The 23079-nt window shown below is 72.2% G+C and carries 24 protein-coding genes; 12 read left to right on the forward strand and 12 right to left on the reverse strand.

What is annotated here, in order from left to right; translation table 11 throughout:
* Positions 1–27: 27 nt before the first annotated feature.
* From AW271_RS11060 to AW271_RS11085, 6 genes are all read left to right on the forward strand, one after another.
* Positions 28–558 carry an MmyB family transcriptional regulator gene (locus AW271_RS11060; RefSeq protein ID WP_157554024.1) on the forward strand — a complete coding sequence of 177 codons (531 nt, stop codon included), beginning with the start codon at positions 28–30 and terminating at the stop codon, positions 556–558.
* Positions 559–578: 20 nt separating this feature from the next.
* Positions 579–1658, forward strand: coding sequence for a sensor histidine kinase (locus AW271_RS11065; protein WP_062335575.1), 1080 nt, complete (start codon positions 579–581; stop codon positions 1656–1658).
* 20 nt (positions 1659–1678) lie between these two features.
* Positions 1679–2515: a helix-turn-helix domain-containing protein gene (locus AW271_RS11070; protein ID WP_062335578.1), complete on the forward strand. Its 837-nt coding sequence runs from the start codon at positions 1679–1681 to the stop codon at positions 2513–2515.
* Positions 2516–2773: 258 nt separating this feature from the next.
* The gene (locus tag AW271_RS11075) at positions 2774–3958 is read left to right on the forward strand and encodes a type III PLP-dependent enzyme (protein WP_062335580.1); all 1185 of its coding nucleotides are present in this window, start codon (positions 2774–2776) and stop codon (positions 3956–3958) included.
* The gene (speD, locus tag AW271_RS11080) at positions 3955–4335 is read left to right on the forward strand and encodes an adenosylmethionine decarboxylase (protein ID WP_062335581.1); all 381 of its coding nucleotides are present in this window, start codon (positions 3955–3957) and stop codon (positions 4333–4335) included. Before AW271_RS11075 ends, speD begins: the two co-directional genes overlap by 4 nt.
* Entirely contained in the window at positions 4332–5255 is a 924-nt protein-coding gene (locus AW271_RS11085) for a spermidine synthase (RefSeq protein ID WP_062335583.1), read from the forward strand. The genes speD and AW271_RS11085 overlap by 4 nt, the downstream gene beginning before the upstream one ends.
* An 18-nt stretch (positions 5256–5273) precedes the next feature.
* Here AW271_RS11085 and AW271_RS11090 read toward each other — a convergent pair whose 3' ends face one another.
* Complete coding sequence (locus AW271_RS11090) at positions 5274–5693, reverse strand: hypothetical protein (RefSeq protein ID WP_157554025.1); 420 nt, start codon at positions 5691–5693, stop codon at positions 5274–5276.
* A gap of 107 nt (positions 5694–5800) precedes the next feature.
* Between AW271_RS11090 and AW271_RS11095 the strand changes: the two genes are divergently transcribed.
* Together AW271_RS11095 and AW271_RS11100 are read left to right on the forward strand one after the other, a co-directional pair.
* A complete protein-coding gene (locus AW271_RS11095) occupies positions 5801–6823 on the forward strand; it encodes a M24 family metallopeptidase (protein WP_083976461.1) in 1023 nt (340 codons plus the stop codon).
* A 9-nt stretch (positions 6824–6832) separates the two neighbouring features.
* On the forward strand, positions 6833–7756 hold the full coding sequence (locus AW271_RS11100) for a nucleoside-diphosphate kinase (RefSeq protein ID WP_083976462.1): 924 nt from the start codon (positions 6833–6835) through the stop codon (positions 7754–7756).
* On the opposite strand, the gene AW271_RS11105 is transcribed toward AW271_RS11100, so the two are convergent.
* Positions 7747–8319: a 1,2-dihydroxy-3-keto-5-methylthiopentene dioxygenase gene (locus AW271_RS11105; RefSeq protein WP_062335589.1), complete on the reverse strand. Its 573-nt coding sequence runs from the start codon at positions 8317–8319 to the stop codon at positions 7747–7749. The genes AW271_RS11100 and AW271_RS11105 overlap by 10 nt on opposite strands.
* 85 nt (positions 8320–8404) lie before the next feature.
* Between AW271_RS11105 and AW271_RS11110 the strand changes: the two genes are divergently transcribed.
* Genes AW271_RS11110 through mtnK form a run of 3 tightly spaced genes read left to right on the forward strand, consistent with a single transcriptional unit; the run spans position 8405 to position 11632 of the window.
* A complete protein-coding gene (locus tag AW271_RS11110) occupies positions 8405–9499 on the forward strand; it encodes a substrate-binding domain-containing protein (protein ID WP_062335591.1) in 1095 nt (364 codons plus the stop codon).
* Positions 9496–10470 carry an ABC transporter permease gene (locus AW271_RS11115; RefSeq protein WP_218008027.1) on the forward strand — a complete coding sequence of 325 codons (975 nt, stop codon included), beginning with the start codon at positions 9496–9498 and terminating at the stop codon, positions 10468–10470. Before AW271_RS11110 ends, AW271_RS11115 begins: the two co-directional genes overlap by 4 nt.
* Positions 10457–11632: an S-methyl-5-thioribose kinase gene (gene mtnK, locus AW271_RS11120; RefSeq protein WP_062335593.1), complete on the forward strand. Its 1176-nt coding sequence runs from the start codon at positions 10457–10459 to the stop codon at positions 11630–11632. Before AW271_RS11115 ends, mtnK begins: the two co-directional genes overlap by 14 nt.
* A 43-nt stretch (positions 11633–11675) precedes the next feature.
* Here the strand turns inward: mtnK and mtnB are convergent, their stop codons facing one another.
* The 8 genes from mtnB to AW271_RS11160 are packed head-to-tail and all read right to left on the reverse strand — an operon-like array spanning position 11676 to position 19337.
* Entirely contained in the window at positions 11676–12287 is a 612-nt protein-coding gene (gene mtnB, locus AW271_RS11125; RefSeq protein WP_062335595.1) for a methylthioribulose 1-phosphate dehydratase, read from the reverse strand.
* Positions 12284–12943 carry an acireductone synthase gene (mtnC, locus tag AW271_RS11130; RefSeq protein ID WP_062335597.1) on the reverse strand — a complete coding sequence of 220 codons (660 nt, stop codon included), beginning with the start codon at positions 12941–12943 and terminating at the stop codon, positions 12284–12286. Before mtnC ends, mtnB begins: the two co-directional genes overlap by 4 nt.
* Positions 12940–13890: a nucleoside hydrolase gene (locus tag AW271_RS11135; RefSeq protein ID WP_062335599.1), complete on the reverse strand. Its 951-nt coding sequence runs from the start codon at positions 13888–13890 to the stop codon at positions 12940–12942. Before AW271_RS11135 ends, mtnC begins: the two co-directional genes overlap by 4 nt.
* Positions 13887–14876 carry a s-methyl-5-thioribose-1-phosphate isomerase gene (locus AW271_RS11140; RefSeq protein WP_062335602.1) on the reverse strand — a complete coding sequence of 330 codons (990 nt, stop codon included), beginning with the start codon at positions 14874–14876 and terminating at the stop codon, positions 13887–13889. The genes AW271_RS11135 and AW271_RS11140 overlap by 4 nt, the downstream gene beginning before the upstream one ends.
* Positions 14863–15756, reverse strand: coding sequence for an ABC transporter permease (locus tag AW271_RS11145; RefSeq protein ID WP_062335604.1), 894 nt, complete (start codon positions 15754–15756; stop codon positions 14863–14865). Before AW271_RS11145 ends, AW271_RS11140 begins: the two co-directional genes overlap by 14 nt.
* Entirely contained in the window at positions 15753–16784 is a 1032-nt protein-coding gene (locus AW271_RS11150) for an ABC transporter permease (RefSeq protein WP_062335606.1), read from the reverse strand. The genes AW271_RS11145 and AW271_RS11150 overlap by 4 nt, the downstream gene beginning before the upstream one ends.
* A gap of 43 nt (positions 16785–16827) precedes the next feature.
* A complete protein-coding gene (locus AW271_RS11155) occupies positions 16828–18285 on the reverse strand; it encodes an ABC transporter ATP-binding protein (protein ID WP_218008028.1) in 1458 nt (485 codons plus the stop codon).
* A 23-nt stretch (positions 18286–18308) separates the two neighbouring features.
* Positions 18309–19337, reverse strand: a complete 1029-nt coding sequence (locus tag AW271_RS11160) for a BMP family ABC transporter substrate-binding protein (protein ID WP_062335609.1) — start codon at positions 19335–19337, stop codon at positions 18309–18311.
* Positions 19338–19484: 147 nt separating this feature from the next.
* Between AW271_RS11160 and AW271_RS11165 the strand changes: the two genes are divergently transcribed.
* A complete protein-coding gene (locus tag AW271_RS11165) occupies positions 19485–20894 on the forward strand; it encodes an acyl-CoA carboxylase subunit beta (RefSeq protein WP_062335611.1) in 1410 nt (469 codons plus the stop codon).
* On the opposite strand, the gene AW271_RS41455 is transcribed toward AW271_RS11165, so the two are convergent.
* Together AW271_RS41455 and AW271_RS11175 are read right to left on the reverse strand one after the other, a co-directional pair.
* Entirely contained in the window at positions 20891–22336 is a 1446-nt protein-coding gene (locus AW271_RS41455; protein ID WP_062335613.1) for a serine/threonine-protein kinase, read from the reverse strand. The genes AW271_RS11165 and AW271_RS41455 overlap by 4 nt on opposite strands.
* Positions 22337–22351: 15 nt before the next feature.
* The gene (locus AW271_RS11175) at positions 22352–22996 is read right to left on the reverse strand and encodes a TetR/AcrR family transcriptional regulator C-terminal domain-containing protein (protein ID WP_218008029.1); all 645 of its coding nucleotides are present in this window, start codon (positions 22994–22996) and stop codon (positions 22352–22354) included.
* Positions 22997–23079 lie beyond the last annotated feature (83 nt).

The following is a 23079-nucleotide window of genomic DNA, read 5'->3' on the forward strand; positions in this document are numbered from 1 at the left end:
CTCCGGTTCCGGCTTACGTTCGGTGGCATGAACAGCAGTTTCCCGTCCGATCCGGGCCTGCGGGGGCTCATGGACGACTGGCAGGACCTGGCCGTCCTGCTCTGCGACCCGTTGATGAACGTACGCGCGGCCAACGATCTGGGCGCCGCGCTGCTGGGCGGGCTGAGTCATGCCGACAACCTGTTCAGGCTGGTCTTCCTCGACCCGGCGGCGACCGAGTTCTTCACCGAGTGGACGCACATCGCCGCCGCCGCGACCGACGTCCTGCACACCATCGTCGCCGAAGGCGAACACCCCGGCCTCGACGACCTGCTCGGCGAGCTCACCGAGGGCAGCGGGGACTTCCGGCGGATCTACGCCGGGCACGACCTGTCGTCGGACGCCCGCCGGGTCAAGCGCCTGCGCCACCCCGTGGTCGGCGAACTCACGCTCTTCTGCGACGTCCTCGACGTCGTCCGGCTGCCGGGTTATCGCGTGCTCGCGCTCCAGGCCGAACCCGGCAGCCCGTCGGAACACACGCTCAGTCTCCTGGGCAGCCTGGCCGCGACGGCCAGTTGAACGAACGACCGGAGGTCAACGTGACCATCGTCCATCCGTCCCGATCCATCCGCACGCGGTGCACCACGGCCACCCTGCTGCTGGTCCTGACCGTCCTTGCCGTCCTGATCACGCTGGACGCGATCGTCATGCCCCTCCACCCCTCCCTGTCCGTCCGGGGGCACGACCTGGAACTGCTCCTGATCGGCTCGGGCCTGGTGCTGACCGCCGGCGCGGGGGTCGGGACCTGGTGGGCCGTCGGCCGGGCGTTGCGGCCCATCAGGGCCATCCGGGGCGACATCGACAAGATCACCGAGAGCGACCTGGGCCGGCGGTTGCCCGTTCCGCCGGGGGCCGACGAGTTCGCCGAGCTGGTCCGGGCCGCCAACCTCACCTTCGCCCGCCTGGAGGAGGCGGTCGCCCGGCAGCGCGGGTTCGCCGCCCTGGCCTCCCACGAGCTGCGCAACCCGCTGGCGGGCCTGCGCGCCGAACTCGAGGACGCCATCGACCATCCGGAGGACACCGATCCGCGGCGCAGCCTGCGCGCGGCACTGGCCTCCGTCGACCGGTTGGAGACCATCGTCACCGACCTGCTCGCCCAGTCGAGCGTGGACGCCGCCGACACCGCCGTCCCGAACGAGCTCGTCGACCTCACCGAACTCCTCGTCCAGGAGACCGCGCGAGTGAACCGGAGCGGCCACGGCGTCCCGGTCCGGCTCTACGTCGAGGGCCACATGTGGATCTGCGGGTCGCGCGTCCAGCTCATCCGCGGCCTGACCAACCTGCTCGGCAACGCCCGGCGGCACGCCGCCACCTCGGTCCGGCTCAGCCTCACCACGGTCGGCGACCAGGCGGCCGTCGCCGTCACCGACGACGGGCCGGGCATCCCGCCCGCCGACCGCCAGCGGGTCTTCGAGCGGTTCGTCCGGCTGGACGACGCCCGCCGCCTCGACGCCGGCGGCAGCGGCCTCGGCCTGACGATCACCCGCGACATCGCCCACCGCCACGGCGGCAAGCTGACCTTGGAGGACTCCGTGGCGGGCGCCCGGTTCGTCCTGTGGCTGCCGCTGTTCGGCGCCGTCGCCGACACGTGCAAGGACCCTTCTGCGGTAGCCGGCTGATTCGTACATATGGTGATGAAATGGACAACGGTAGCAACAATCTCCTCGGCGACTTCCTGCGCGCCCGGCGTGAGTCCACCAGTCCAGCCCAGGCGGGCTTCCTGCACGCCCCCTCGCGCCGCACACCGGGGCTGCGGCGCGAGGAGGTGGCGATGCTCGCCGGAGTGAGCAACTCCTACTACATCCGGCTGGAACAGGGCCGCGAGCGCAATCCCTCCGCCCAGGTGCTCAGCGCCCTGGCCCGGGTGCTGCGGCTGGATCCCGACGCCACCGAATACCTCTACTCGCTGGCCCACCCGTGGGCCCGGCCCCAGCTGGAGACCGGGGTGATGGACCAGGTCAGCCCGAGTCTGCTGCGCCTGGTCGACCTGTCCCGGCACGCGCCCGCGCTGGTGCTGGGCCGCCGCTTCGAGGTGCTGGCCCACAATCCTCTCCTCGAGGCCCTGTACGAGGGCATGACGCACATCGACCACTGCGTGCGCATGATCTACCTCAGCCCGGTCGCGGTCGACTTCTATCCCGACTGGGAGAAGGCCGCCCGCGCCAAGACGGCCCAGCTGCGCACCGCCGTGGCGGCCGACCCCGACGACCCCTACCTCCGTGCCCTGGTGGCGGAACTGACCGTCCAGAGCGCGGAGTTCCGCCGCATCTGGGCCCTGCACGAGGTCCAGGCGCGCGGCAACGAGATCAAGGAACTGCGCCATCCCCGGCTGGGCGACCTCAGCCTCTCGTGGGAGGTGCTGTCGGTCAGCGGCACCGGGCAGAAATTCGTCACGCTGGCCGCCGAGCCCGGCAGCCACTCCGAATGGGCGCTGCGGGAACTCGCCCGCGAGGCCGCTCCGGCATCGGCCGCGTAAACCGCGAGCTGTATAGAGAAGTCGTGCCGGAATTGGCCGGCCGGACTCCGCATGACGCCTCTGAGCAGGGGTTCCGTCACGCGATCCGGCCGGCTTCGGCTTGTCACGGAACGGTAACGACGATGCTTTGTCGAAATATCAACTAACCGTGTCAAGGTACTTGACTACTCTCGGGCCTGCCTGAATTGGTAGTAGTTCGGAATCGGAGAAAGTCCCGATGGAACCCCTGCACCCGTACCTCCGCCCAGAGTCAGTCCAATGAGCGCGTCACCCCAGCCGGAGCCGGCCATTCTCCGCGCACGCGCGTACGCCAGAACCCATCACCTGCCCAGTCCTTCTCTGCTCGTCGACCTGCCAACGGTCTCCGCGGCCTACCGCGCGTTATCCGGCGCGTTCCCCGGCGCCGGCATCCTCTACGCGGTCAAGGCCAACGCCGCCCCCGAAGTGATCTCCACGCTGTTCGACCTCGGCTCGGGGTTCGACGTCGCCAGCATCGGCGAGGTCGAGCGCTGCCTCTCCCGGGGCGTCCCCGGACGGTTCCTCAGCTACAGCAACCCGGTCAAGAAGGCCGCCGACATCGCCGCCGCCTACCGGCTCGGCGTCCGCACCTTCGCCTTCGACAACCCCCGCGACCTGGCCCACATCGCGCGGTGGGCGCCCCGGTCGAACGTCTTCTGCCGGATCGCGGTCGAGCCGCCCGACGCGGTGATGCCCTTCGGCGGCAAGTTCGGCTGCGACCCCGACGCCGCCGCCCAACTGCTCGCCGACGCCGCGGCGAACGGGCTCCGGCCGCTCGGCCTGACCTGGCACGTCGGCTCCCAGCAGTGCAACCCCGACGCCTGGGACGTCGGCATCGCGGCGGCGGCGAAGATCGCGCTCCAGCTGGAGCCGGCCGGCGTCAGGCTGCCGATGATCAACCTCGGCGGCGGCCTGCCGATCTCGTACAACCCCACCCCCGCTTTTGGGAACCGGCCGCTCATCGAGGTGTTCGGCGAGGCGGTCAACTCCTCGGTCAACCGTCACTTCGGCAGCCGCAACCGCCCGCGCCTGCTGCTGGAGCCGGGCCGCGCGATGGTCGGGGCGGCCGGTGTCATCCGCTCGGAGGTGGTGACCGTCAGGGAAGGGCGGGCCGCCGACCACCGTCGCTGGGTGTTCCTGGACGTCGGCCGCTACAACGGCCTCGTCGAGACCGAACGCGAGGCCATCGCCTACCGGCTGCGCACCCCCGGCGTGACCGGTCCCACCGGCCCCGTCGTGCTGGCCGGGCCGACCAGCGACGGCGACGACGTCATCTACCAGCGTGTCCAGTACGAACTCCCCCTGGCGCTGGCGCCCGGCGACGTGGTGGAGATCCTGGACGCCGGCGCGTACACCTCCAGCTACTCGTGCGCCGCCGTGAACGGGCTGCCCGCGCTCCCCACGTTCTGCGTGGAGGAGCGATGACCGTCGCGATCGGCGAGTTCGCCGGATGTCACGTGCTCGCCGAGCTCCGGGGGGTCGACGCCGGCCTCCTCGACGACCTCGCCCACCTGGAGGTCGCGCTCAAGCGGGCGCTGGCCGCGGCGGGGGCGACCATCCTGGAGATGAGCTCGCACCGGTTCATCCCCCAGGGGGTCACCATCCTGGCGCTGCTGGCCGAGTCCCACGCGTCGCTGCACACCTACCCGGAGCACGCCGCCGTGTTCGTCGACGTGTTCACCTGCGGCACGGCCGACCCGCGCACCGCGGTCGACCTGCTCACCCACGAGCTCCAGCCCGGCCAGGTCACCGTCCAGGTGATCCGCCGGGGCGACCCGCCTTCGTCGGAGGTATCCGCATGATCACCATCAACGGCACCACCTGGGTCGCCGAGCCCATCGCCGACGGCATGGAACGGCTCTGGCGCGTCGACGAGGTCATCCACAGCGAGATCACGCCCTTCCAGACGCTCGACTTCGCCCGCACCGCCCACGGCATCACCCTGTTCGCCAACGGCGAGCGGCAGAGCAGCGAACAGACCCAGGAGGTCTACCACGAGGCGCTGACCGTCCCGCCGGTGCTTCTGGCCGACCGGGTCGAGCGCTGCCTCGTCATCGGATCGAGCGAGGGCGTCGCCTGCCAGATGCTGGTGGCCTGCGGCGCGACCCGGGTCGACCACGTCGACATCGACGAACAGGCGGTCAAGCTCTGCGCGAGCCGCCTGCCCTACGGCTACACGGAGAAGGAACTGGCCGCCGCCGAGGGCGACGAGGGCCCGATCCACGTCCACTACGAGGACGGCTACGCCTTCGTCGAGGCCGCCGTCGCGGCCGGCCGGACGTGGGACGTCGTCATCGTCGACCTCCCCGACGAGACCGACGACGGCCAGGCCCAGCACGACCGCCTCTACAGCCCCACGTTCCTGAACCTGTGCGCCCAGGCGCTGGCCCCCGGCGGCGTCATCGCCACCCAGGCCGGCTGCCCGACCATGTGGCGCCAGACCACGTTGCGCCGCTCGTGGCACAACTTCATCGCGGCGTTCCCGACGGTCGTCTACTTCGGCTCGGCGGCCCACGAGTGGGCCTTCATCAGCGGCCGCCGCGACGTCGTCGACCGCCCCCACGCCGTGATGACCACCCGTCTCCGCACGTTGCCGTACCGCCCGGCCAGCATCGACGTGCGAACCCTGGACGCCGCCCTCGTCCCCCCGCTGGAGATCCGGGGAAAATACCCGAAGCCCTGGCGGCGCCGTCCTTTCGGGGGCCCGTCACCCCGATCGTGACGCTCACGGTCGGCGGGGTCAGCGCGGTTCTCTGGCTCCCCGAAGGCTGACCGCCGAAGGGCCCCGGACCACGTCCGGGGCCCTTCTTCCGCCGGTCGCCCCCAACCGGAAGAATCCCCAGCTGATCACCAGGGCCGGGACCACGCCCACGACGGCGAGGACGACGCCGCCCAGGCGCTCGCCCCCGCTCCACCCGGTGGCGCCGACGCTGACGACCGTGAACCACAACGCCAGCCAGGAGATCCACCGGTTCGTGTCGGCCCGCAGCCACACGAGCGACGCGAGAAGCGCGATGGCCCCGCCGATGGCCACCGGGGCCGCGTACACGGTCCAGTTGCCGGAGTACACGATCCCGGCGTAGGCGAACGGGAGCCAGGCCAGCCAGCCGGCCCCGATGGCCACGACGACGGCGGCACGCGAGGCCGCGAAAGTTCTCACCCCTTCACCGTCGGAGGTGGCGGGCCGGGGGGTCAAGGCGTCCGGAGGTCTCACCTTCGTCCCCTATATCCTGCGGACTCAGGTCGGCGTCGTGATGGGGGTTCGCTTTGTCTGATCACCTGCTTTTCTCCTACGGCACGCTGCGGCTCCCGCAGGTCCAGCGGGCCCGGTTCGGCCGTGAGCTCGACGGCCGTCCCGACGCCCTGGCCGGGTTCCGCCTGGAGACGGTGAAGATCACCGACGCGTCCGTGGTCGCCGACAGCGGCAGTGACGAGCACCCCGTCGCCGTCCCCTCGCCGGACCCCGGAGACTCCGTCGAGGGCATGGTCTTCACCCTCACCCCCGACGACCTCAAGGCCGCCGACGCCTACGAGGTCGACGACTACCTGCGGGTCAAGGCCGACCTGCGGTCGGGGGAGAAGGCGTGGGTGTACGTCGACGCCGCGAGCGCCGAGCGGTTCCGCGCCACCCGGCTGCTGACCGCGCAGGCCAACGCGGTCACGCTGTTCGACGAGATCGTCCGGCGGGAGCTCATCGCGCCGGGGCGGACCGAGAAGGACCTCAGCGACGCCGTCCGCGACCTGGCCAACGAGATGTTCGGCACCACCCGCCACTGGCACAAGCGGATCGTCCGGTCGGGGCCGAACACCCTGCTGCCCTACCGGGAGAACCCGCCGAACCGCGTCGTCGAGGCCGACGACATCCTCTTCTGCGACTTCGGGCCGATCTTCGAGGAGTTCGAGGCCGACCTCGGGCGCACCTACGTCCTGGGCGACGACCCCGTGAAGCACCGGCTGGCGGCCGATCTGCCGGTCGTCTTCGAGGCCGGGCGGCGGTTCTTCGCCGCCGACCCCGGGATGACGGGCGCGCGGCTGTTCGCCGAGGTCGACCGGCTGGCCCGGGAGCGCGGCTGGGTGCTCGGGCACGTGCACGCCGGGCATCTCGTCGGTGAGTTCCCGCACGAGAAGATCGACGCCGACGACATCGAGTCGTACATCGCCGAGGGCAACACGACGCCGATGCGGCGCACCGACAAGGCCGGCCGGGTCGCCCACTGGATCCTGGAGATCCACCTGGTCGACGCCGGGCGCGGCTTCGGCGGGTTCTACGAGCAGCTGCTCGACCTCTAGCGGCCGGCCGTGAGCGGCACCAGCTGGACCTATGCACTCGTGACGCCGGACGCGCTGGTCACCCAGGCGCTGTCCCGGCTGTTGCACGCCTTCCGCCCGGCCGGACTCGATCCGGTCGCCGCCGAGCTGATCCGCCTGGACGCGGAGACCATGGTGCGTCTCTACGACGAATCGGCGCGCGGTCGCCCCATCACGCTGCCGCCGCACCGCGCCTTCCAGTTGTGGTACGCCCTCGGCCCGGCCTGTCTCACGATCCTGCGACACGACGGAGCCGACGCGTGTGCGGCGATGGGCCTGCTCAAAGGGGCCACCGATCCGGCCTCGGCCCGGCCCGGTTCCATCCGGCACACCGGCGAGAACATCCTGATGAACCTGGTGCACTGCCCGGACGACGAACCTTCCGCACTCGCCGAGCTGCACCAGCTGGTCGGTCCCCGGCACGCCGAGGCGCTCCGGCGCCAGGCCGCCAGGCCCGACGACCGGGTCCGTCTGCTCACCGCCGGCACCGTCGAGGCGTCGGCGCCCCTGTTCGGCGGCCCGCTCGCCCTGTCACTGCCGTCGGCGGTGAACCGCCTCCGCCTGCGGGTCGTGCAGCGCCTGGCGATCACCGGGATCGCCGTGCCCGGCCTGCTGCCCCTGCTGGAGAAGGCGCGCCTCGCCCTGCTGGAGGAGCGCGACGAGCTCACCGGCATCGAAACGAGCCCTGCCCGGACGGCCGCCGCCCGGGCGCGCGACGGCCGGACACGGGCGCTGTTGCGGGAGGCCACCCGCGTTGCGCGGAGCCCGGCCATGGAGGACGCCGTGACCAGGCTCTCCGACGTGCTCATGGGGTCGTCCGAGCGCTGGGCGACTCTCCTGGAGGCCATCCGCGCCGCGGAGGTCTACCTGTCGGACATGGAGAGTGCCGTGCTGGAACAGAGCCACTACGTCTGAGAGCGGCCGGCCGCGATCGTGTCGTAGTCGGGGATGCGCGCGGCGATCGGGTCGCCGGTGAAGTCGCCGACCCAGCCGTCGTCGTCGTGGAAGAAGCGGATGGCGGTGAAGTGCGGCCGGGTGCCCATGTCGAACCAGTGGGTGGTCTGCTTCGGCACGCTCAGCAGGTCGCCGGGCTCGCAGAAGACGGCGTGCACCCTGCCGTCGACGTGCAGGTAGAAGATGCCCGACCCCGCCACGAAGAAGCGGACCTCGTCGTCGTCGTGGGTGTGCTCGTTGAGGAACTTGGCGCGGGCCGAGGCGGCGACGTCGGCGGGGGCGTCGGGGCCGAGCTGGGCGACGTCGACGAAGGTGTAGTTCTCTTCGGCGACGACGGCGGCGACCTGGTCGCGGTAGGCGGCGAGCACCTCGTCCTGGGTCGCGCCGTCGAGGCCGTCGACGATCTCCCAGTGGCGCAGGCGGACGCCGATCTCCTTCAGGCTGGTCGCGATCTCGGCCTGGTCTTCGGTCCGCAGGAGGGTCTCGGGGACCGGGCCGTCGGTGTACACGGTGAGGTAGGTCATGGGCTTCGTCCCTAATCAGCGGCTATCTGCGTAAATCCTACTTGAAAAGTGGACAATACTCCCAGGGGCTGCCTAGCATCCGAGTGTGATTCACGCACGACTTCTCGGCGCATCCCTTCTCCTCGGCGTCCTGGCGCTCGCGGGCTGCTCCCAGGGAACCTCCACCACGACCACCTCCGCGCCCTCGTCCGCCGCCCCGGCGGCCCCGGTCGCGTCGCCCACCGTTTCCGTTCCGGCGAAGTTCGCCGCCGGGGGAGTTCGGGTCGCTCTCGTACGTCAGCTCTCGTCCGGCGACTACTTCGAGCAGTGGCTCGCGGGGGCGCAGGCCGAGGCGCAGGCCCTCAAGATCACGCTGGAGGTCTCCAGCGGCGACGGCAACAACGACAAGCAGGCGCTCAACCTGGAGCAGGCCGTCCAGCAGAAGGCCGACGCGATCATCGTCGACCACGGGTTCGCCGACACCGTCCAGCCCGCCATCAAGAAGGCCGCCGACGCCGGCGTCCCGCTGGTCGCCTTCGACGTCGACCCCGGCACGCCCAAGGCCGTCGCGCTGACCCAGGACGACCACCAGATCGCCGAACTGGCCCTCGGCGCGCTGAAGGCCGACACCGGGGGGACCGGCGACGTCCTCTACGTGTACGTCTCGGGCTTCGCCCCCCTCGACCGCCGCAACGAGGTCTGGACCCAGTTCAAGAAGGACAACCCGGGCATCAAGGAGGTCGCCCAGATCGGCGTGGTCAACAACTCCACCGCCTCGGCCGTGGCCGACCAGGCCAAGGCCGCCCTCCAGGCCAACCCGGGCGTGAAGGCGATCTTCGCGCCGTACGACGAGTTCGCCAAGGGCGCCGCCATCGCGGTCAAGGAGCTCGGCCTCCAGGACCAGATCAAGATCTACGGCGCGGACATCTCCACCGCCGACATCGGCGTCATCACCGAGCCGAACAGCCCGTGGGTGGCGACCGCCACGACCGACCCGTCGAACGTCGGCCGGATCGCGGTCCGGGCCGCCGCGCTGCTGGTCGCCGGGGAGCAGGTCGGCGCCGAGATCAAGATCCCGCCCGCCCTGGTCACCCAGAAGCAGCTGCGCGACGGCGGCATCGCCAACATCGAGCAGCTCACCGGCGCCGTGCCCGAACTGACCACGCCCGACGTCGCCCGGGTGCCCTGGGCCGCTCCGTGACCCGTCTGCTCTACCGGTACGGCCTGCTCGTGATCCTGGCCGCCCTGCTGGTCGTCTTCGCGGTGCTCCGGCCCGCCTTCGCCTCGTACGCCAACGCGCTGATCATCCTTCAGTCGGTGGCGATCGTCGGGGTGGTGGCGCTCGGGGTGACCGTGTCGATGACCACGGGCGGCTTCGACCTGTCGGCGGGCGCGGCGGTCGGCGCGGTCGTCATGACGACCGCGCTGACGATGGTCCGGTTCAACCTCACCGGCGGCACCGCCATCGTCGTCGGCCTGCTCACCGGGCTGCTGGTCGCGGGGGTGAACGCGCTGCTCACCGTGGTCGCGAAGATCCCCGACCTGGTGGCCACGCTGGGCACGATGTTCCTGTTCCAGGGCCTGGCCCTGATCATCACCTCCGGCACGTCGGTCGCGCCGGGCATGACCGTCGACGGCGCCCCCGCGCCCGGCCGCTACACCGAGGGCTTCGCCTGGATCGGATCCGGCAAGATCGGCTCGGTGCCGGTCCCGGTCGTCGTGTTCACGCTGGTCGCGGTGGTCGTCTACCTGTTCCTCGAACGCACCCGCTGGGGCGTCGCCCTCTACGCCATCGGCGGCAACGCCGAGGCCGCGCGCCTGGCCGGCATCCGGGTGGCCCGCTACCGGGCGCTGGCCTACGCCGTGTCGGGGATCTGCGCGGCCATCGCCGGGATCATGTTGTCGGCCCGGCTCGGCCGGGGCGACGTGGGCGCGGGCGACCCCTACCTGCTCCAGTCGGTGGCGGCGGCGCTGATCGGCTACGCCGTGCTCGGCGCCAACCGCCCCAACACCGTCGGCACGGTCGTCGGCGCCGTCTTCATCGGCGTGGTGATCAACGGCATGACCATGCTGAACGCCCCCTACTACACCCAGACCTTCGTCCAGGGCGCCCTGCTGGCGGGCGCCCTCGTCGTGAGCTACACCCTCAGGAGTTCCGTTGAGCGCCTATGAGCTGCTGACCGTCGACAACGTGCCCGGCTACCTGGCGAGCCGCCCCGCGCTGGCGGCGTTCGCGAACCCGGTCTCGGTCCGGGAGATCGGCGACGGCAACATGAACACCGTGTTCGCCGTGGAGGTCGAGGGCGGCCCCGGCGTGGTGCTCAAGCAGTCGATGCCCTACGTCCGGGTCGACCCGGCCTGGCCGATCACCCCCGACCGCAACCGCATCGAGGCGGCCGTGCTGGCCGAGCACGGCCGGGTGGCCCCCGGGCTCGTGCCCGCCCTGCTCGACGCCGACCACGACCGGCACGTCGTCGCCCTGGAGGACCTCTCGGACCACCGGGTCTGGCGCGGGCTGCTCAACGAGGGCGTGCGCACCGACGGGGTCGCCGCCGATCTCGGCCGGTACGTCGCCAGGGTCGCCTTCGGCACCTCGGTGTTCGGCCTGGGCAACCACCGGCACAAGGCCGCCCTGGCCGCCGCCGTCAACCCCGAGTTGTGCGAGATCACCGAGGACCTGGTCTTCACCGAGCCGTACATCGAGCACGAGCACAACAAGATCCTGCCCGCCACCAAGGCCGACGTGGCCGCCTACGTGGGCGACCCCGACGTGCGGACCGCGATCGGGCTGGCCAAGCTGGCGTTCATGACGCGCGCCGAGGCGTTGATCCACGGCGACCTGCACACCGGCTCGGTGCTGGTGAAGCCGGGCTCGACCCGGGCGTTCGACGTCGAGTTCGCCTTCTACGGGCCGGTCGGCTTCGACCTGGGCGCCCTGTGGGGCAACTACGTGCTCGCGGCGGCGCGCGGCTTCGTCCAGGGAGACGACGACCATGCCCGATGGGTGCTGGGGCTGGCCGAGGAGACGTGGGCGGCCTTCGAGACCGAGTTCCGGGCCCTGTGGCCGGAGCGGGTGGACCCCCGGATCTACGGCGACGGGGTGCTGGAGGGGTACCTCGGGCAGGTCAGAGCCGATGCCGCCGTGTTCGGCGCGGCCAAGGCGGCCCGGCGGATCATCGGGTTCGCCCGGGTCAGCGACATCGAGACGCTGCCCGAGGCCGAGCGGGCCGTGGCGATCAGGCGGTCGCTGCGGGCGGCGCGGCACCTGCTGACCGCCGAACCCGGCCGGGACCTGTTCGACCGGGTCGGCGCGTATCTTGAGGCAGATTCCTGACGCGAGCCACAGCCGGCCTTCGGCCGTCCGCGGCTCGCTCTGTCTAGCGAATCGCGATCCGGTAGGCCAGCAGCCACTCGACGCACTCGGTGACGTGCCGGGCCCGGTGCAGGGTGGGCGCCCACGTGTAGAGGCCGTGGTTGGCGACGATCACGGCGGGCGTCGCCGGGTCGTACACGGCCTCGAAGCGGTCGCCGAGTTCGGCCATGTCCTGGCTGTTCTCGATGACGGGGATGACCACCTCGTCGTCGTGGGCCAGGCGGCCGATGCCCTTGAGGGTCTCGACGTCCTTCAGGAGCACCCCCTTCGGCCAGTGGTGGGCGGCCACCACGGCGTTCAGGGCGTGGACGTGCACGATCGCGTCGGCGCCGGTCACCGCCGCGACCCGCGCGTGCAGCCCGGCCTCGGCCGAGGGGGTCAGCGGCTCGACGCCCGCCACCTCGACCGGTTCGCCCCGCTCGCCGACGACCGCGACGTCGGAGGCGGTGAGCTCGCCCTTGTCGAGGCCGCTCGCGGTGACCGCGAGCCGCAGCGGGTCGCGCGTGAGCACCTCCGAGAGGTTGCCGGAGGTGCCGCGCATCCAGCCGATGCCGGTGTACCTCGCGGACTCCACCGCCAGCCGCCCCCCGGCGGCCAGCACGTTCTCCCTGTTCATACGATCTCCTCGAAGCTCGTGACCACCCGGTGGCCGCCGAAGTCGGCCCGCTCGCTGGGCTCGCCGGGCCGCCGCAGCCCGATCGCCTGCCATCCGGCCGCCGCCGCGGCGTCGAGTTCCGCCGGTACGTCCGACAGGAACAGCAGGTCGTCGCTGCCCAGCGTGGCGGCGATGCGCTCGTAGGAGGCGCTGTCGCGTTTGGGGCCCGCGTTGACGGTGTCGAAGTGGTGCTCGATCAGCACCGACAGGTCGCCGTCGGCGCTGTGCCGGAACCACGGCCGCTGGCTGGAGACCGACCCCGACGAGAAGACGGCCAGGCGGGTCCCCCGGGCGTGCCACCGGTGCAGCGCGGGCGCGACGTCGGGGAAGAAGTGGGAGGTCAGGTCGCCGCTCGCGAACCCGGCGGCCCAGATCTGCCCCTGGAGGGTCTTCAGCGGGGTCGCCTTGACGTCGCCGTCCATCCAGCCGTGCAGGATGGCGACGGTCTCCTCGGTCGTCGCGCCGCCGGTCTCCCGCACCGCCTGGGCGACCTCGGGGTCGTCGCGGTGGGCGTCGATCCACGGGCCGAGGCGCGAGCGGGCGTAGGAGTAGAGGCCCACGTGCACCGACTCGGTCGAGCTCGTGGTGCCTTCGATGTCCAGCACGATCCAGCTCATCGGGTCAGAACCTCCACGAAGTCGGCGACGAAGCGGGCCGCGTCCACCTCGGTGATCACCTTGGTGGGCGGGGCGGGCTGGTAGGGGAAGGCTGGCGGCAGGCCGTCGTGGGTCCGCATCAGCCTGGCCCTGGCCAGGAAACCGTCGGTCCGTACGTTAACCGGCCCGTCGACCGACGCGGTCGCGAACGTGGGGTCGAGCAGGATGCCGGCCGCCAGGGGGTCGTGCAGCGGGATGATCCGCCGGCCCCACTCGTTCTGGTAGAAGTCCAGGTAGGCGTCGAGGATCTCGGTCGCGAACCGGGCGACCGGGGTGCCGGCGGCCCGCAGGGCGTTGATGGCCACCTCGTCGAGGATCGTGGTGGCGGTGACGTTCACGCCGACCATGACCAGCTCGTTGCGCGGGGCCGAGAAGACCGCGCTCGCCGCCTCCGGGTCGTTGTTGATGTTGGCGTCCACCATCAGCAGCTCGCCGGGCGGGGCGTACGGGCCCGAGCCGCCCATCAGCACGACCGAGCGGTAGCGGGTGAACAGATCGGGGTCGAGGCGCAGCGCCTGGCCCAGGTTGGTCAGCGGGCCGAGGGCCAGCAGGTCGAGTTCGCCCGGCTGCTCCCGGCCCAGCCGCACCAGTAGTTCGGCGGCGCTCTCGCCGGTGGTCTCCGGCAGGGGGCGGTCGTAGCCGACGTCGCCGAGGCCGTCCTTGCCGTGGACGTACCCGGCGATGTGCGCCGTGCCGGTCAGCGGTTCGGCCGCGCCCCGGGCGATCGGCACGTCGAGGCCGAGCAGGCCGTTGACGTAGGCGATGTTGCGGGCGGCGTCGGGCTCGACGCAGTTGCCGAACACCGAGGTGACCGCCACGATCTCGGCGTCGGGGCGGCCGGCCAGGTAGAGCAGGGTGTGGGCGTCGTCGATGCCCGTGTCGGTGTCGACGACGATGCGCCTGGTCATAGTGCTTGTCTCACATTCTCCGGGCGGAAGGCGCCCTTTTCGGTGACGATCCGGGTGACCAGGTCAGGTGGTGTCGTGTCGAAGGCCGGGTAGTGGCCGGTGACGCCGTGGGCGGCGGTCCTGACCCCGAGGACGTGCAGCACCTCGTCGGGGTCGCGGTGCTCGATCACCACGTCGGCGGGGGTGGGGGCCTGCGGGTCGGGGCGCTGGACGAGCGCGTGGAAGGGCACGCCGAACCGGTGCGCGGCCAGGGCGACGCCGAGCGTGCCGACCTTGTTGATCACGTGGCCGTCGAGGGTGACGCGGTCGGCCGCGACCAGGGCGACATCGGCGACGCCGTTGGCCAGGGCCGCGGCGGCCATGCCGTCGGTGATCACCGTGGGTTCGTAGCCCATCTCGACCAGGGTCGCCGCGGTCAGCCGCGCGCCCTGCAGGTAGGGGCGCGTCTCGGTGCAGACGAACTCCAGGTACTTGCCCTGCTCCTGGGCGGCCTGGACGGTCGCGATCAGGTAGTAGTCGGCCCAGCAGTGGGTCAGCACGGTCGAGCCGTCGGGCAGCAGGCCGGCGGCGTGCCGGCCCAGGGCGGCCGACCGGTCGCGGTAGGCCCGGTCGTGCGCGGTGGCGGCCGCTTCGACCTGCTCGGCCAGGTCTCCCTCTCGCAGCTCCGCGAGGATCGCGGCGACGGCGTCGCGGATGTGGTTGTTGGTGGGACGGGTGGCGACGAGCCGGTCACCGGCGGCCTGGAGCTCCTTGACGGCCACGTCGTAGGGCTGGTGCCGGACCGAACGGGCGGCCAGCACCATCGCGGCCGTGGTCGCGAACAGGGGGCCCGAGCTCTGCGTGACCATGGCCCTGATCGCCTGGGCGACCTCGTCGCTGGTCGTGCAGCGCACCCATCTCCGCTCGAACGGGTAGACGCGCCGGTCGAGGATCTCCACCGCGTCACCGGTCAGCCGCACCGAATTGGCCAGTTCAGGCGTGTTCATAGGACCTCCTCCGCCGCCGCGTCACGGCGGCCAGCACCAGCGCGGCCAGGGTGATCACATAGGGGGCGGCGTCGGCCGCCTGCTGCGGCAGGCCCGCGCCCTGGAGCCGGAACCCGAACGCCTCGGCGACGCCGAACAGCAGGCAGGCCAGCAGCAGCCGCCCGGGGTAGACGCCGCTGAGCATGACCGCCACCACGGCGATCCAGCCGCGACCGGCGCTCATGCCCTCGCTGAAAAGCGTCACGTTGCCGAGCGAGAGCTGCGCCCCGGCCAGCCCGCACAGCGCGCCCGCGACCAGCGTCACGCCGTGCTGGTAGCCGGAGACGCGCAGGCCGACGGCCTGGGCGGCGTCGAGGTGCTGGCCCACGGCGCGCAGCCGCAGGCCCGACCGGGTACGGGTCAGCCACGTGGCCATCACGACCACCAGCAGCAGCGCGACCGGCACGAGCGGCGACTGCTCTCTCAGTACGGGGACGTCGACGCCGAGCTCGCCCAGGTCGGGCAGGCCGGCCAGGTCGGGGGAGCTGTAGGTGCCGCCGCTGCCGAAGATCTGCCGCATCAGGAACGCGGTCAGCCCGAGCGCGAGCAGGTTGAGCCCGACGGCGACCACGATCGGGTCGGCCCGCAGCGCCACCGCCGGCCCCGACAACAACGCCGAGAAGAGCACGGTCGCCGCGACCGCGCCCGCGACGCCGGTCCACGCGCTGCCGGTCAGGTCGCTGACCACGACGGCGACGAACGCGCCCCACAACAACTGGCCTTCGAGGGCGATGTTGAACACGCCCGCGACCTGGCAGAGCAGCCCGCCGAGCGCGGCCAGCAGCACCGGCGTGGTGGCGGTCAGCACCCCGGCCAGGAACGACCACTCGAAGACGTTCACCGCGCCCTCCTCGCCCGCAGGGTCGCCAGCACCGCCACGATCACGATGATCAGCCCCTGCACGATCTGGGTGAGCTGGCTCGGCACCCCGGCCTCCCGTTCCATCCCCTGGCCGCCGACCTGCAGGAACGTCAGCAGCGCCACGGTGAGCGGCACCACGACCGGGCGGGCGCCGGCCAGCAGCACCGCCGCGACGGCGGTGAAGGTGTAACCGGGCGCGGTCAGCGCGCCGTCGACGAACCGGTGCGGCGGCCCCAGCACGATCAGCGCCCCCGCGAGCCCGGCGAACGCGCCGCCGCCCGCCAGCGCGAGCGCGGCCACCCGGCCGACCCGGACGCCGCCGTAGCGGGCGAACTCCCGGTTCTGCCCGGTGGCCCGGATCTCGTAGCCGAGGACGGTCCGGCCGTCGGCGTAGAGCCACAGGGCGGTGAGCACGGCGACCAGCGGCAGGCCGATGGTGAGGTAGCCGCTGCCACCGAGGGCGGGCAGGTGGGCCGCCTCGGGCAGCGGCGGGGTCTGCGCGATGCCGGTGTTCGGTTCGGCCAGCGGGAACCGTACCAGGTAGGAGGCCAGCGAGACGGCCGGGGCGCTGATCAGCAGCGTGCTGACGATGGCCGGGATGCCGAGCCGGGTGCTGAGCGGCGCGGCGACCACGGCCACGACCCCGCCCGCGACCGCCCCCAGGACCAGCGGCAGCACCACGGCCACCCCCGGCGGCAACGGCGCCAGCAGCGCGACGGCCGCGGCGGTCACCCCGCCCAGCGCGAGCTGCCCGTCGCCGCCGAGGTTGAACTCACCCGCGCGCAGCGGCAGGGCGAACGCGAGCGCCATGCCGAGCGTGGGCACGAACGCGGCGATCGTGTATTCGAGGTTCCCGTCGAAGAGCGCGCCTCTGACCAGCGCGGGGTAGGCCAGCGTCGGATCGACGCCGACCACCACCATGACGAGGGTGGTGAGGAGGAGCGCCCCGGCCAGGGCCACGACGGGCGCGGAGGCCACCACGCGGCGGGCGACGGCGGGCGCGCTCATGCGAACCCCCCGATCGGGCGCGCGGACCTCGGGTGGCCAAGCATCATCCGGTCGCTCCCACCATGGCGCGGCCGAGTTCGGTCTCGGTGGCGTCGCCGGGGAACTCGGCGACCACGCGGCCCTCGTACAGGACCAGGATGCGGTCGGCGAGGTCGCGGAGCTCCGAGAGTTCGCTCGACTGGAGGAGGATGGCGGCGCCCTCGTCGCGGGCCGTGCGCAGCAGGTCGTGGACACGTTCGCGCACGCCCACGTCGACGCCCTGGGTCGGCTCCTCGGCGACCACCACCTGAGATGAGCGGGTGAGCTCGCGGGCCAGCACCGCCTTCTGGGCGTTGCCGCCCGACAGGGCGCCGATCGGGACGTCGACCGAGGCGGCGCTGATGGAGAAGCGGTCGACCAGGTCGCGGGCGCGGGCCCGGACCTTCGCGCGGGGGAGGCCCCCGCGGGAGGCCAGGTCGCGCTGGGCGCCCATCAAAACGTTCTCAGCGACCGACATCCCGGGCGCGGTGGCGCGGCCGTGGCGGTCCTCCGGCACGTAGGCGACGCGCGGGTCGCGGCCCGCCAGGACGGGGGTGCCGGCCAGGAACACGCCCGGGACGGCGCCGCGCAGGCCCGTCACCGAGTCGACGAGCTCGCGCTGGCCGCTGCCCGCGACCCCGGCGAGGCCGACGATCTCGCCGGGACGCACCGCGAAGGAGATCCCCGACAGGCGGGCCACGCCGTCGGCGTCGCGGACGGTCAGGTCGCGCACCTCCAGCAGCGGCTCGCCCTCCGGCACGCGGGCGCGGCGGGGCGCGGGCGGGGTCAGCGAGCGGCCGATCATGGCGTTGACCAGTTCGTCCGCGTCGGTCTCCGAGGCGGTGAACCGGCCGGTCACCCGGCCCTGGCGGAGCACGGTCACCCGGTCGCCGACGGCCAGCACCTCCGAGAGCTTGTGGGTGACCAGCAGGATCGAGACCCCGGTCGCGGCGACCGTGCGGAGCACCTCGAAGAGGCGGTCGGTCTCGCCCGGCGTCAGCACGGCCGTCGGCTCGTCGAGGATGAGCACTTCGGCGTGGCGGTAGAGGGCGCGCAGGATCTCCACCCGCTGGCGCACCCCCACCGGCAGGCCGCCGACCAGGGCCGACGGGTCGGCGCGCAGGCCGTAGCGCTCGGAGAGGGCGGCCACCGCCTCGTTCGCGGCGGCGCGGTCGAGACGGCCGCGCCGGACCGGCTCCGCCCCGATCACGATGTTCTCGGCCACGGTCAGGCCGGGGAACAGCCGGAACCGCTGGTGGACCATGCCGAGGCCGTGGCGGATGGCGTCGGTGGGGGAGCGCAGCACGATCCGGTTCCCGTCGCGGCGGACCTCTCCGGCGTCGGGGCGGTGCAGGCCGTACAGGATCGACATCAGAGTGGACTTGCCGGCCCCGTTCTCCCCGACCACGGCGTGCACCTCGCCCCTGGCGACCGCCAGGTCGATGCCGTCGTTGGCGAGGACGGGGCCGAACCGCTTCGTCACTCCGACGAGTTCGGCGGCGTACATCAGCTCTGGAGCGGGTCCGCGACGGTGATCTTCCCGGCGACGATGTCGTCGCGGGTCTGCTTGACCTTCGCCACCACGTCGGGGCTGGCCGCGACCGTGCAGCCGGAGGAGGCCAGGTCGTCGCCCAGGGCGGTCACGCCCACGCCGCCCTCGGCCAGGCCGTAGACCTTCACGCCGCCGGTCTTGCCGCCGAAGATCTCCTTGATGGCGGCGTGCTCGGCGACGTCCACGTTCTTGAGGACGTTGTCGACGACGTTGCCGGGGCTCAGCGCGCACTGGTTGACGTCGACGCCGAACGCCTTGCCGCCGGACGCGGCGACCGCCTCGAACACGCCCGGGTTGCCGCCGGAGGCCGCCGCCGCGATGAGGTCGACGCCGCGTCCGGTGAGGGTCTGGGCCTGCGACTTGGCCCTGGCCGGGTCGCTGAACGGGTTGCTGCCGCCGACGTAGAGCGGGGTGCCCTGGACGCCGGGCTTGACCGAGGCCGCCCCGGCGAAGAACGGCTCGATCCACCGGTGCACGAACGGGGTGTCGAGCGCGGCGACCACGCCGATCTGGCCGCTCTTGGACAGCAGGCCCGCCTCGACGCCGGCCAGGTAGGCGGCCTCGTGCTCCTTGAACGACACGCAGGCCAGGTTGGGCGCCTGGTCCTTGGCGCACGAGTCGACCTGGAGGAACTGCTGGTCCGGGTTGGCCTTCGGGACGGTGTTGAACACGTCGTCGAAGGAGAAGCTGATGCCCACGATCACGGTCGGCTTGGCCCGGACGGCCGCGTCGACGTTCTGCGCGATGGAGGTGGGGTCCTTGCTCTCGTACAGCTTGAAGGAGGCGCCGAGCTCCTCGGCGGCGGCCTCGGCGCCCTTGACGCCGAGCTGGAGGAAGCTGTTGGTGCCGACCGGGTTGGGGGTGATCAGGATGATCGACTTGGCCGGAACGGCCTCTGCTTCGGGGGTGTTCTCGCCGCCGCCACAGGCGGCGAGGCCGAAGAGGAGGAGGGCTGCGGCGGCGATCGTGGAGGTGCGTCTCATGGGTTCCCGGTTCCGAGCTGCGGAGATGGTGCATCGAGAGCATATCTACACAATTCCTACCGGAACAAGCGGGTATCTCCCCTCGTTGACGTGCCGAGATATTGCATGGTTTCTTAGTAGGAAATGTAGGTAGTTTCGGGAGCCTTCATGACCATCACCCCCGAACGTGTCGACCATCGTTCTCCCCTCGTCCGGCTGGACGCCCTCTTCGACGAGGGAAGCGCGGTCCGCGACGGCGACCCCGGCCGCAGCGGGGTCACCGTCGCGCACGGCCGCGTCGGCGGCTCGCCCGTGATCGCCTACTGCACCGACGCCACCGTCATGGGCGGCGCGCTCGGCATGGCGGGCGCGGTCAAGATCGCGGCGGCCATCGACGAGGCCGTGGTGCGCCGCCGGCCCGTCATCGGCCTGTGGCACTCGGGCGGCGCGCGGCTGGCCGACGGCGTCGAGTCGATGGACGGCGTCGGCCGCATGTTCCAGGCCATGATCCGGGCCTCCGGCCGGGTGCCGCAGATCTCCGTCGTGCTCGGCCCGGCGGCGGGCGCGGCGGCCTACGGGCCCGCCCTCACCGACGTCGTCATCATGTCGGCGGACGCCCGCGTGTTCGTCACCGGCCCCGACGTCGTGCACACCGTCACCGGCGAGCGCATCGACATGGCCGGGCTGGGCGGGCCCGACGTCCACGCCAGGAAGTCGGGCGTCGTGCACGTCGTCACCGAGTCGGAACCGGCCGCCTACCTGCGGGCCCGCCGCATCACCGGGCTGCTGGCCCGGCCGGGCGCCTTCGACGTCGGCGAGGCGGGCGACGACGACCCGGACCTGGCCGCGCTGCTCCCCGTCCAGGTGCGCCGCGCCTACGACGTGCGCCCGCTGCTGCGCCGCCTGCTCGACGGCGGCGGCGACGCGCTGGAGGAGCTCCAGCCCAAATGGGCGGCCAACATGGTGGTCGGCTTCGGCCGCCTCGGCGGCCGGACGGTCGGCGTGGTCGCCAACAACCCCATCCGCAAGGGCGGCTGCCTCGACTCCCTCAGCGCCGAGAAGGCCGCCCGGTTCGTCCGCACCTGCGATGCCTTCGGGGTGCCGCTGCTGGTCGTCGTCGACGTGCCCGGCTACTTACCGGGCGTCGGCCAGGAGTGGGACGGGGTGGTCCGCCGGGGCGCCAAGCTGCTGCACGCCTTCGGCGAGTCGGTCGTCCCACGCATCACCCTGGTCACCCGCAAGTCCTACGGCGGCGCCTACATCGCGATGAACTCCCGCTCCCTCGGCGCCGACGCGGTGTTCGCCTGGCCCGGCGCCGAGGTGGCGGTGATGGCGGCCGAGCCCGCCGTCAACGTGCTGCACCGCAAGGCCCTCGCGGCCGCCTCCGACGAGGAGCGTGAACCGTTGCGCGCGGCCCTGATCGAGGAGCACACGCGCATCGCGGGCGGCGTCGACCGGGCGCTCGGCCTGGGCGTCATCGACGAGGTCGTCGATCCGGCCCGCACCCGCCGCCGCCTCATCGAGGCGTTCGCCGGCCTTCCGGAGACCCGGGGGCGGCACGGCAACATCCCCCTCTAACCCGCCTTGTGCAGCGACGCCATGATCAACTTCGCGAACGCGTCGATGGTCGTGTATCCGGTCTTCGGGCCCGAGTAGTAGAGCCACATCTGCACGTTGGCCGTGCGGACCACCAGCCTGGTCTGGTTGTACGCCCCCGCGTCGCGCGTCCACCCGATGGTCGCGTCGCCGATGCGCGCGCCGAGCCGCAGCTTGGTCGTCGGGTCGCGTTTGGGCTCGTCCTCCTCGGTGGCGCGGCTGGTGTCGAAGGTGAGCCGCGCGGTGGTCTCGGAGTCGAGCTGGACCTTCTGGATCTGGAGGTACTCCCCGCCCGCGGCCATCCACTGGCAGGCGTCGTTCGTCATGAACTCCTGCTTGGCCGCCGTGCCGAGCAGCTTGCGGATCTGCGCCTGGCTGACCAGGGAACACGCCTCGGGGTTGCTGGTCAGCACCGCCTTGCTCGGCGGCGCCGCGGTGACCTTGGTCGCGGTGGTCGTCGTCGGTCCGGAGGGCGTGCCCACGGGGGTCTCGCCGGGCGAGTTCAGGTAGAGCACGCCCCCGCCGACGCCCACCACGAGCACCGCCAGCCCGGCGGCCGCGAACGCGGGCGTGCGGCTCTTCTTCGGCTTGCGCGCCGACACCACGGTCGGGCCGGTGCCGCCGGCCACGGCCCGCAACTGGGCGGCGGCGTGCGCGGCCGGGATGCGGCGGGCGGGATCCTTGTCGAGCATCGCCGCGAGCACCGGGCCGAGCGGCCCGGCCCGCCGCATCGGCGCCGGTTCGTGCATCAGCACGGCCGCCATCACCGCGGCCGGGTTGTCGCGATGGAACGGCGCGTTCCCCTCGACCGCCGTGTAGAGCGTCGCCGCGAGCGACCACAGGTCGGACGGCGGCCCGTCGGGCTCGCCGCGCAGCCGTTCGGGCGCGATGTAACCCGGCGAACCCGACACCAGGCCGGTCTGGGTCAGGTTGACGTCGCCCGCGACGCTGGCGATGCCGAAGTCGGTCAGCAGCACCTGCCCCTGGTCGGTGACCATGACGTTCCCGGGCTTCACGTCACGGTGCAGGATGCCCATCGTGTGGGCGGCGGAGAGGGCGTCGAGCACGGTCGCGCCGATGGCGGCGGCCCGCTGCGGCGGCAGCGGCCCCTCGTGCCGGACGAGCGCCTGCAGCGTGCGCCCCCGGACCAGTTCCATGATGATCCACGGCCGCCCGTCTTCGAGCACCACGTCGTGGACGGTCACGATCGATGGGTGGGAGCGCAGCCGCGCCGCGGCCCGTGCCTCGCGGAGGGTGCGCTCGCGCATCTCGGCGAGCTGGGGTTCGGCGAGTTCGCGGGGGAGCAGCACCTCTTTGACCGCGACCTCCTGGCGCAGGAGTTCGTCGACGGCGTGCCAGACGGCGCCCATGCCGCCCTGGCCGATGCGGGAGAGCAGCCGGTAACGGCCGGCCAGCAACGTCACGGCACAAACCGTACTTCATCCGGCCTGGCGGAGGCGTTCGAACCCGTCGAGGAGGAGGTCGAGGGCGTACTCGAACTCGAACTGGTCGTCGCAGCCCGACCCGACGACGGTCTTCTCGTCGTGAGCCACCCGCAGCGCCATCTCGGCCAGCCACGGGAACGTGGCCGCCATGGCGTGCGCCGCCTTCTCCTGGGCGTCGGGGTCGGCAGGGGTGTCGTCGAACAACTCCTGGCTGAAGCCGAGGATCCGGCTGCCCAGGGCGTGGATCGCGTGGTGGACCTCGTCGACGCCGAACCCGCCCGCCCGGAACAGGCCGATGATCGAGTCCATGTACGCCAGCACCGCCGGCGTCGGGTTGCGCCGCCCCTCGATGGCCCCCGACGCCCACGGGTGCCGCAGCAGCGCCTGACGGGCGGCCAGGATGCGGCTCCTGATCGCCGGTTTCCAGTCGCCCTCGGCCGGGCCGAGTTCGATCTCCGAGACGACCGCGTCGATGATGCCGTCGAGCAGCTCGTCCTTGTTGGCGACGTGCTTGTAGAGGGCCATCGGCACCACGCCGAGTTCGGTCGCGAGCCGGCGCATGCTCAGCCCGTCGAGCCCGGCCTCGTCGGCCAGGGCCACGGCGGCCTCCAGAACCCGTTCGCGGCTGAGTCGAGCCAATGTTTCGTCGCCTCCTTGACGGGTGTACAGCGTACACCTATGGTCTAGGTGTACGCCGTACACCCACAGAGAGGGGAACCCCC

It is taken from the genome of Herbidospora sakaeratensis (assembly GCF_001570525.1).
GTDB lineage: Bacteria > Actinomycetota > Actinomycetes > Streptosporangiales > Streptosporangiaceae > Herbidospora > Herbidospora sakaeratensis.

Bases quoted from the DNA above. Each gene is read 5' to 3' on its own strand.
- AW271_RS11060 (WP_157554024.1), top strand. From the start codon at position 28: ATGAACAGCAGTTTCCCGTCCGATCCGGGCCTGCGGGGGCTCATGGAC.
- AW271_RS11070 (WP_062335578.1), top strand. From the start codon at position 1,679: ATGGACAACGGTAGCAACAATCTCCTCGGCGACTTCCTGCGCGCCCGG.
- AW271_RS11075 (WP_062335580.1), top strand. From the start codon at position 2,774: ATGAGCGCGTCACCCCAGCCGGAGCCGGCCATTCTCCGCGCACGCGCG.
- speD (WP_062335581.1), top strand. From the start codon at position 3,955: ATGACCGTCGCGATCGGCGAGTTCGCCGGATGTCACGTGCTCGCCGAG.
- AW271_RS11085 (WP_062335583.1), top strand. From the start codon at position 4,332: ATGATCACCATCAACGGCACCACCTGGGTCGCCGAGCCCATCGCCGAC.
- AW271_RS11105 (WP_062335589.1), bottom strand. From the start codon at position 8,319: ATGACCTACCTCACCGTGTACACCGACGGCCCGGTCCCCGAGACCCTC.
- mtnB (WP_062335595.1), bottom strand. From the start codon at position 12,287: ATGAACAGGGAGAACGTGCTGGCCGCCGGGGGGCGGCTGGCGGTGGAG.
- mtnC (WP_062335597.1), bottom strand. From the start codon at position 12,943: ATGAGCTGGATCGTGCTGGACATCGAAGGCACCACGAGCTCGACCGAG.
- AW271_RS11135 (WP_062335599.1), bottom strand. From the start codon at position 13,890: ATGACCAGGCGCATCGTCGTCGACACCGACACGGGCATCGACGACGCC.
- AW271_RS11140 (WP_062335602.1), bottom strand. From the start codon at position 14,876: ATGAACACGCCTGAACTGGCCAATTCGGTGCGGCTGACCGGTGACGCG.
- AW271_RS11150 (WP_062335606.1), bottom strand. From the start codon at position 16,784: ATGAGCGCGCCCGCCGTCGCCCGCCGCGTGGTGGCCTCCGCGCCCGTC.
- AW271_RS11160 (WP_062335609.1), bottom strand. From the start codon at position 19,337: ATGAGACGCACCTCCACGATCGCCGCCGCAGCCCTCCTCCTCTTCGGC.
- AW271_RS11165 (WP_062335611.1), top strand. From the start codon at position 19,485: ATGACCATCACCCCCGAACGTGTCGACCATCGTTCTCCCCTCGTCCGG.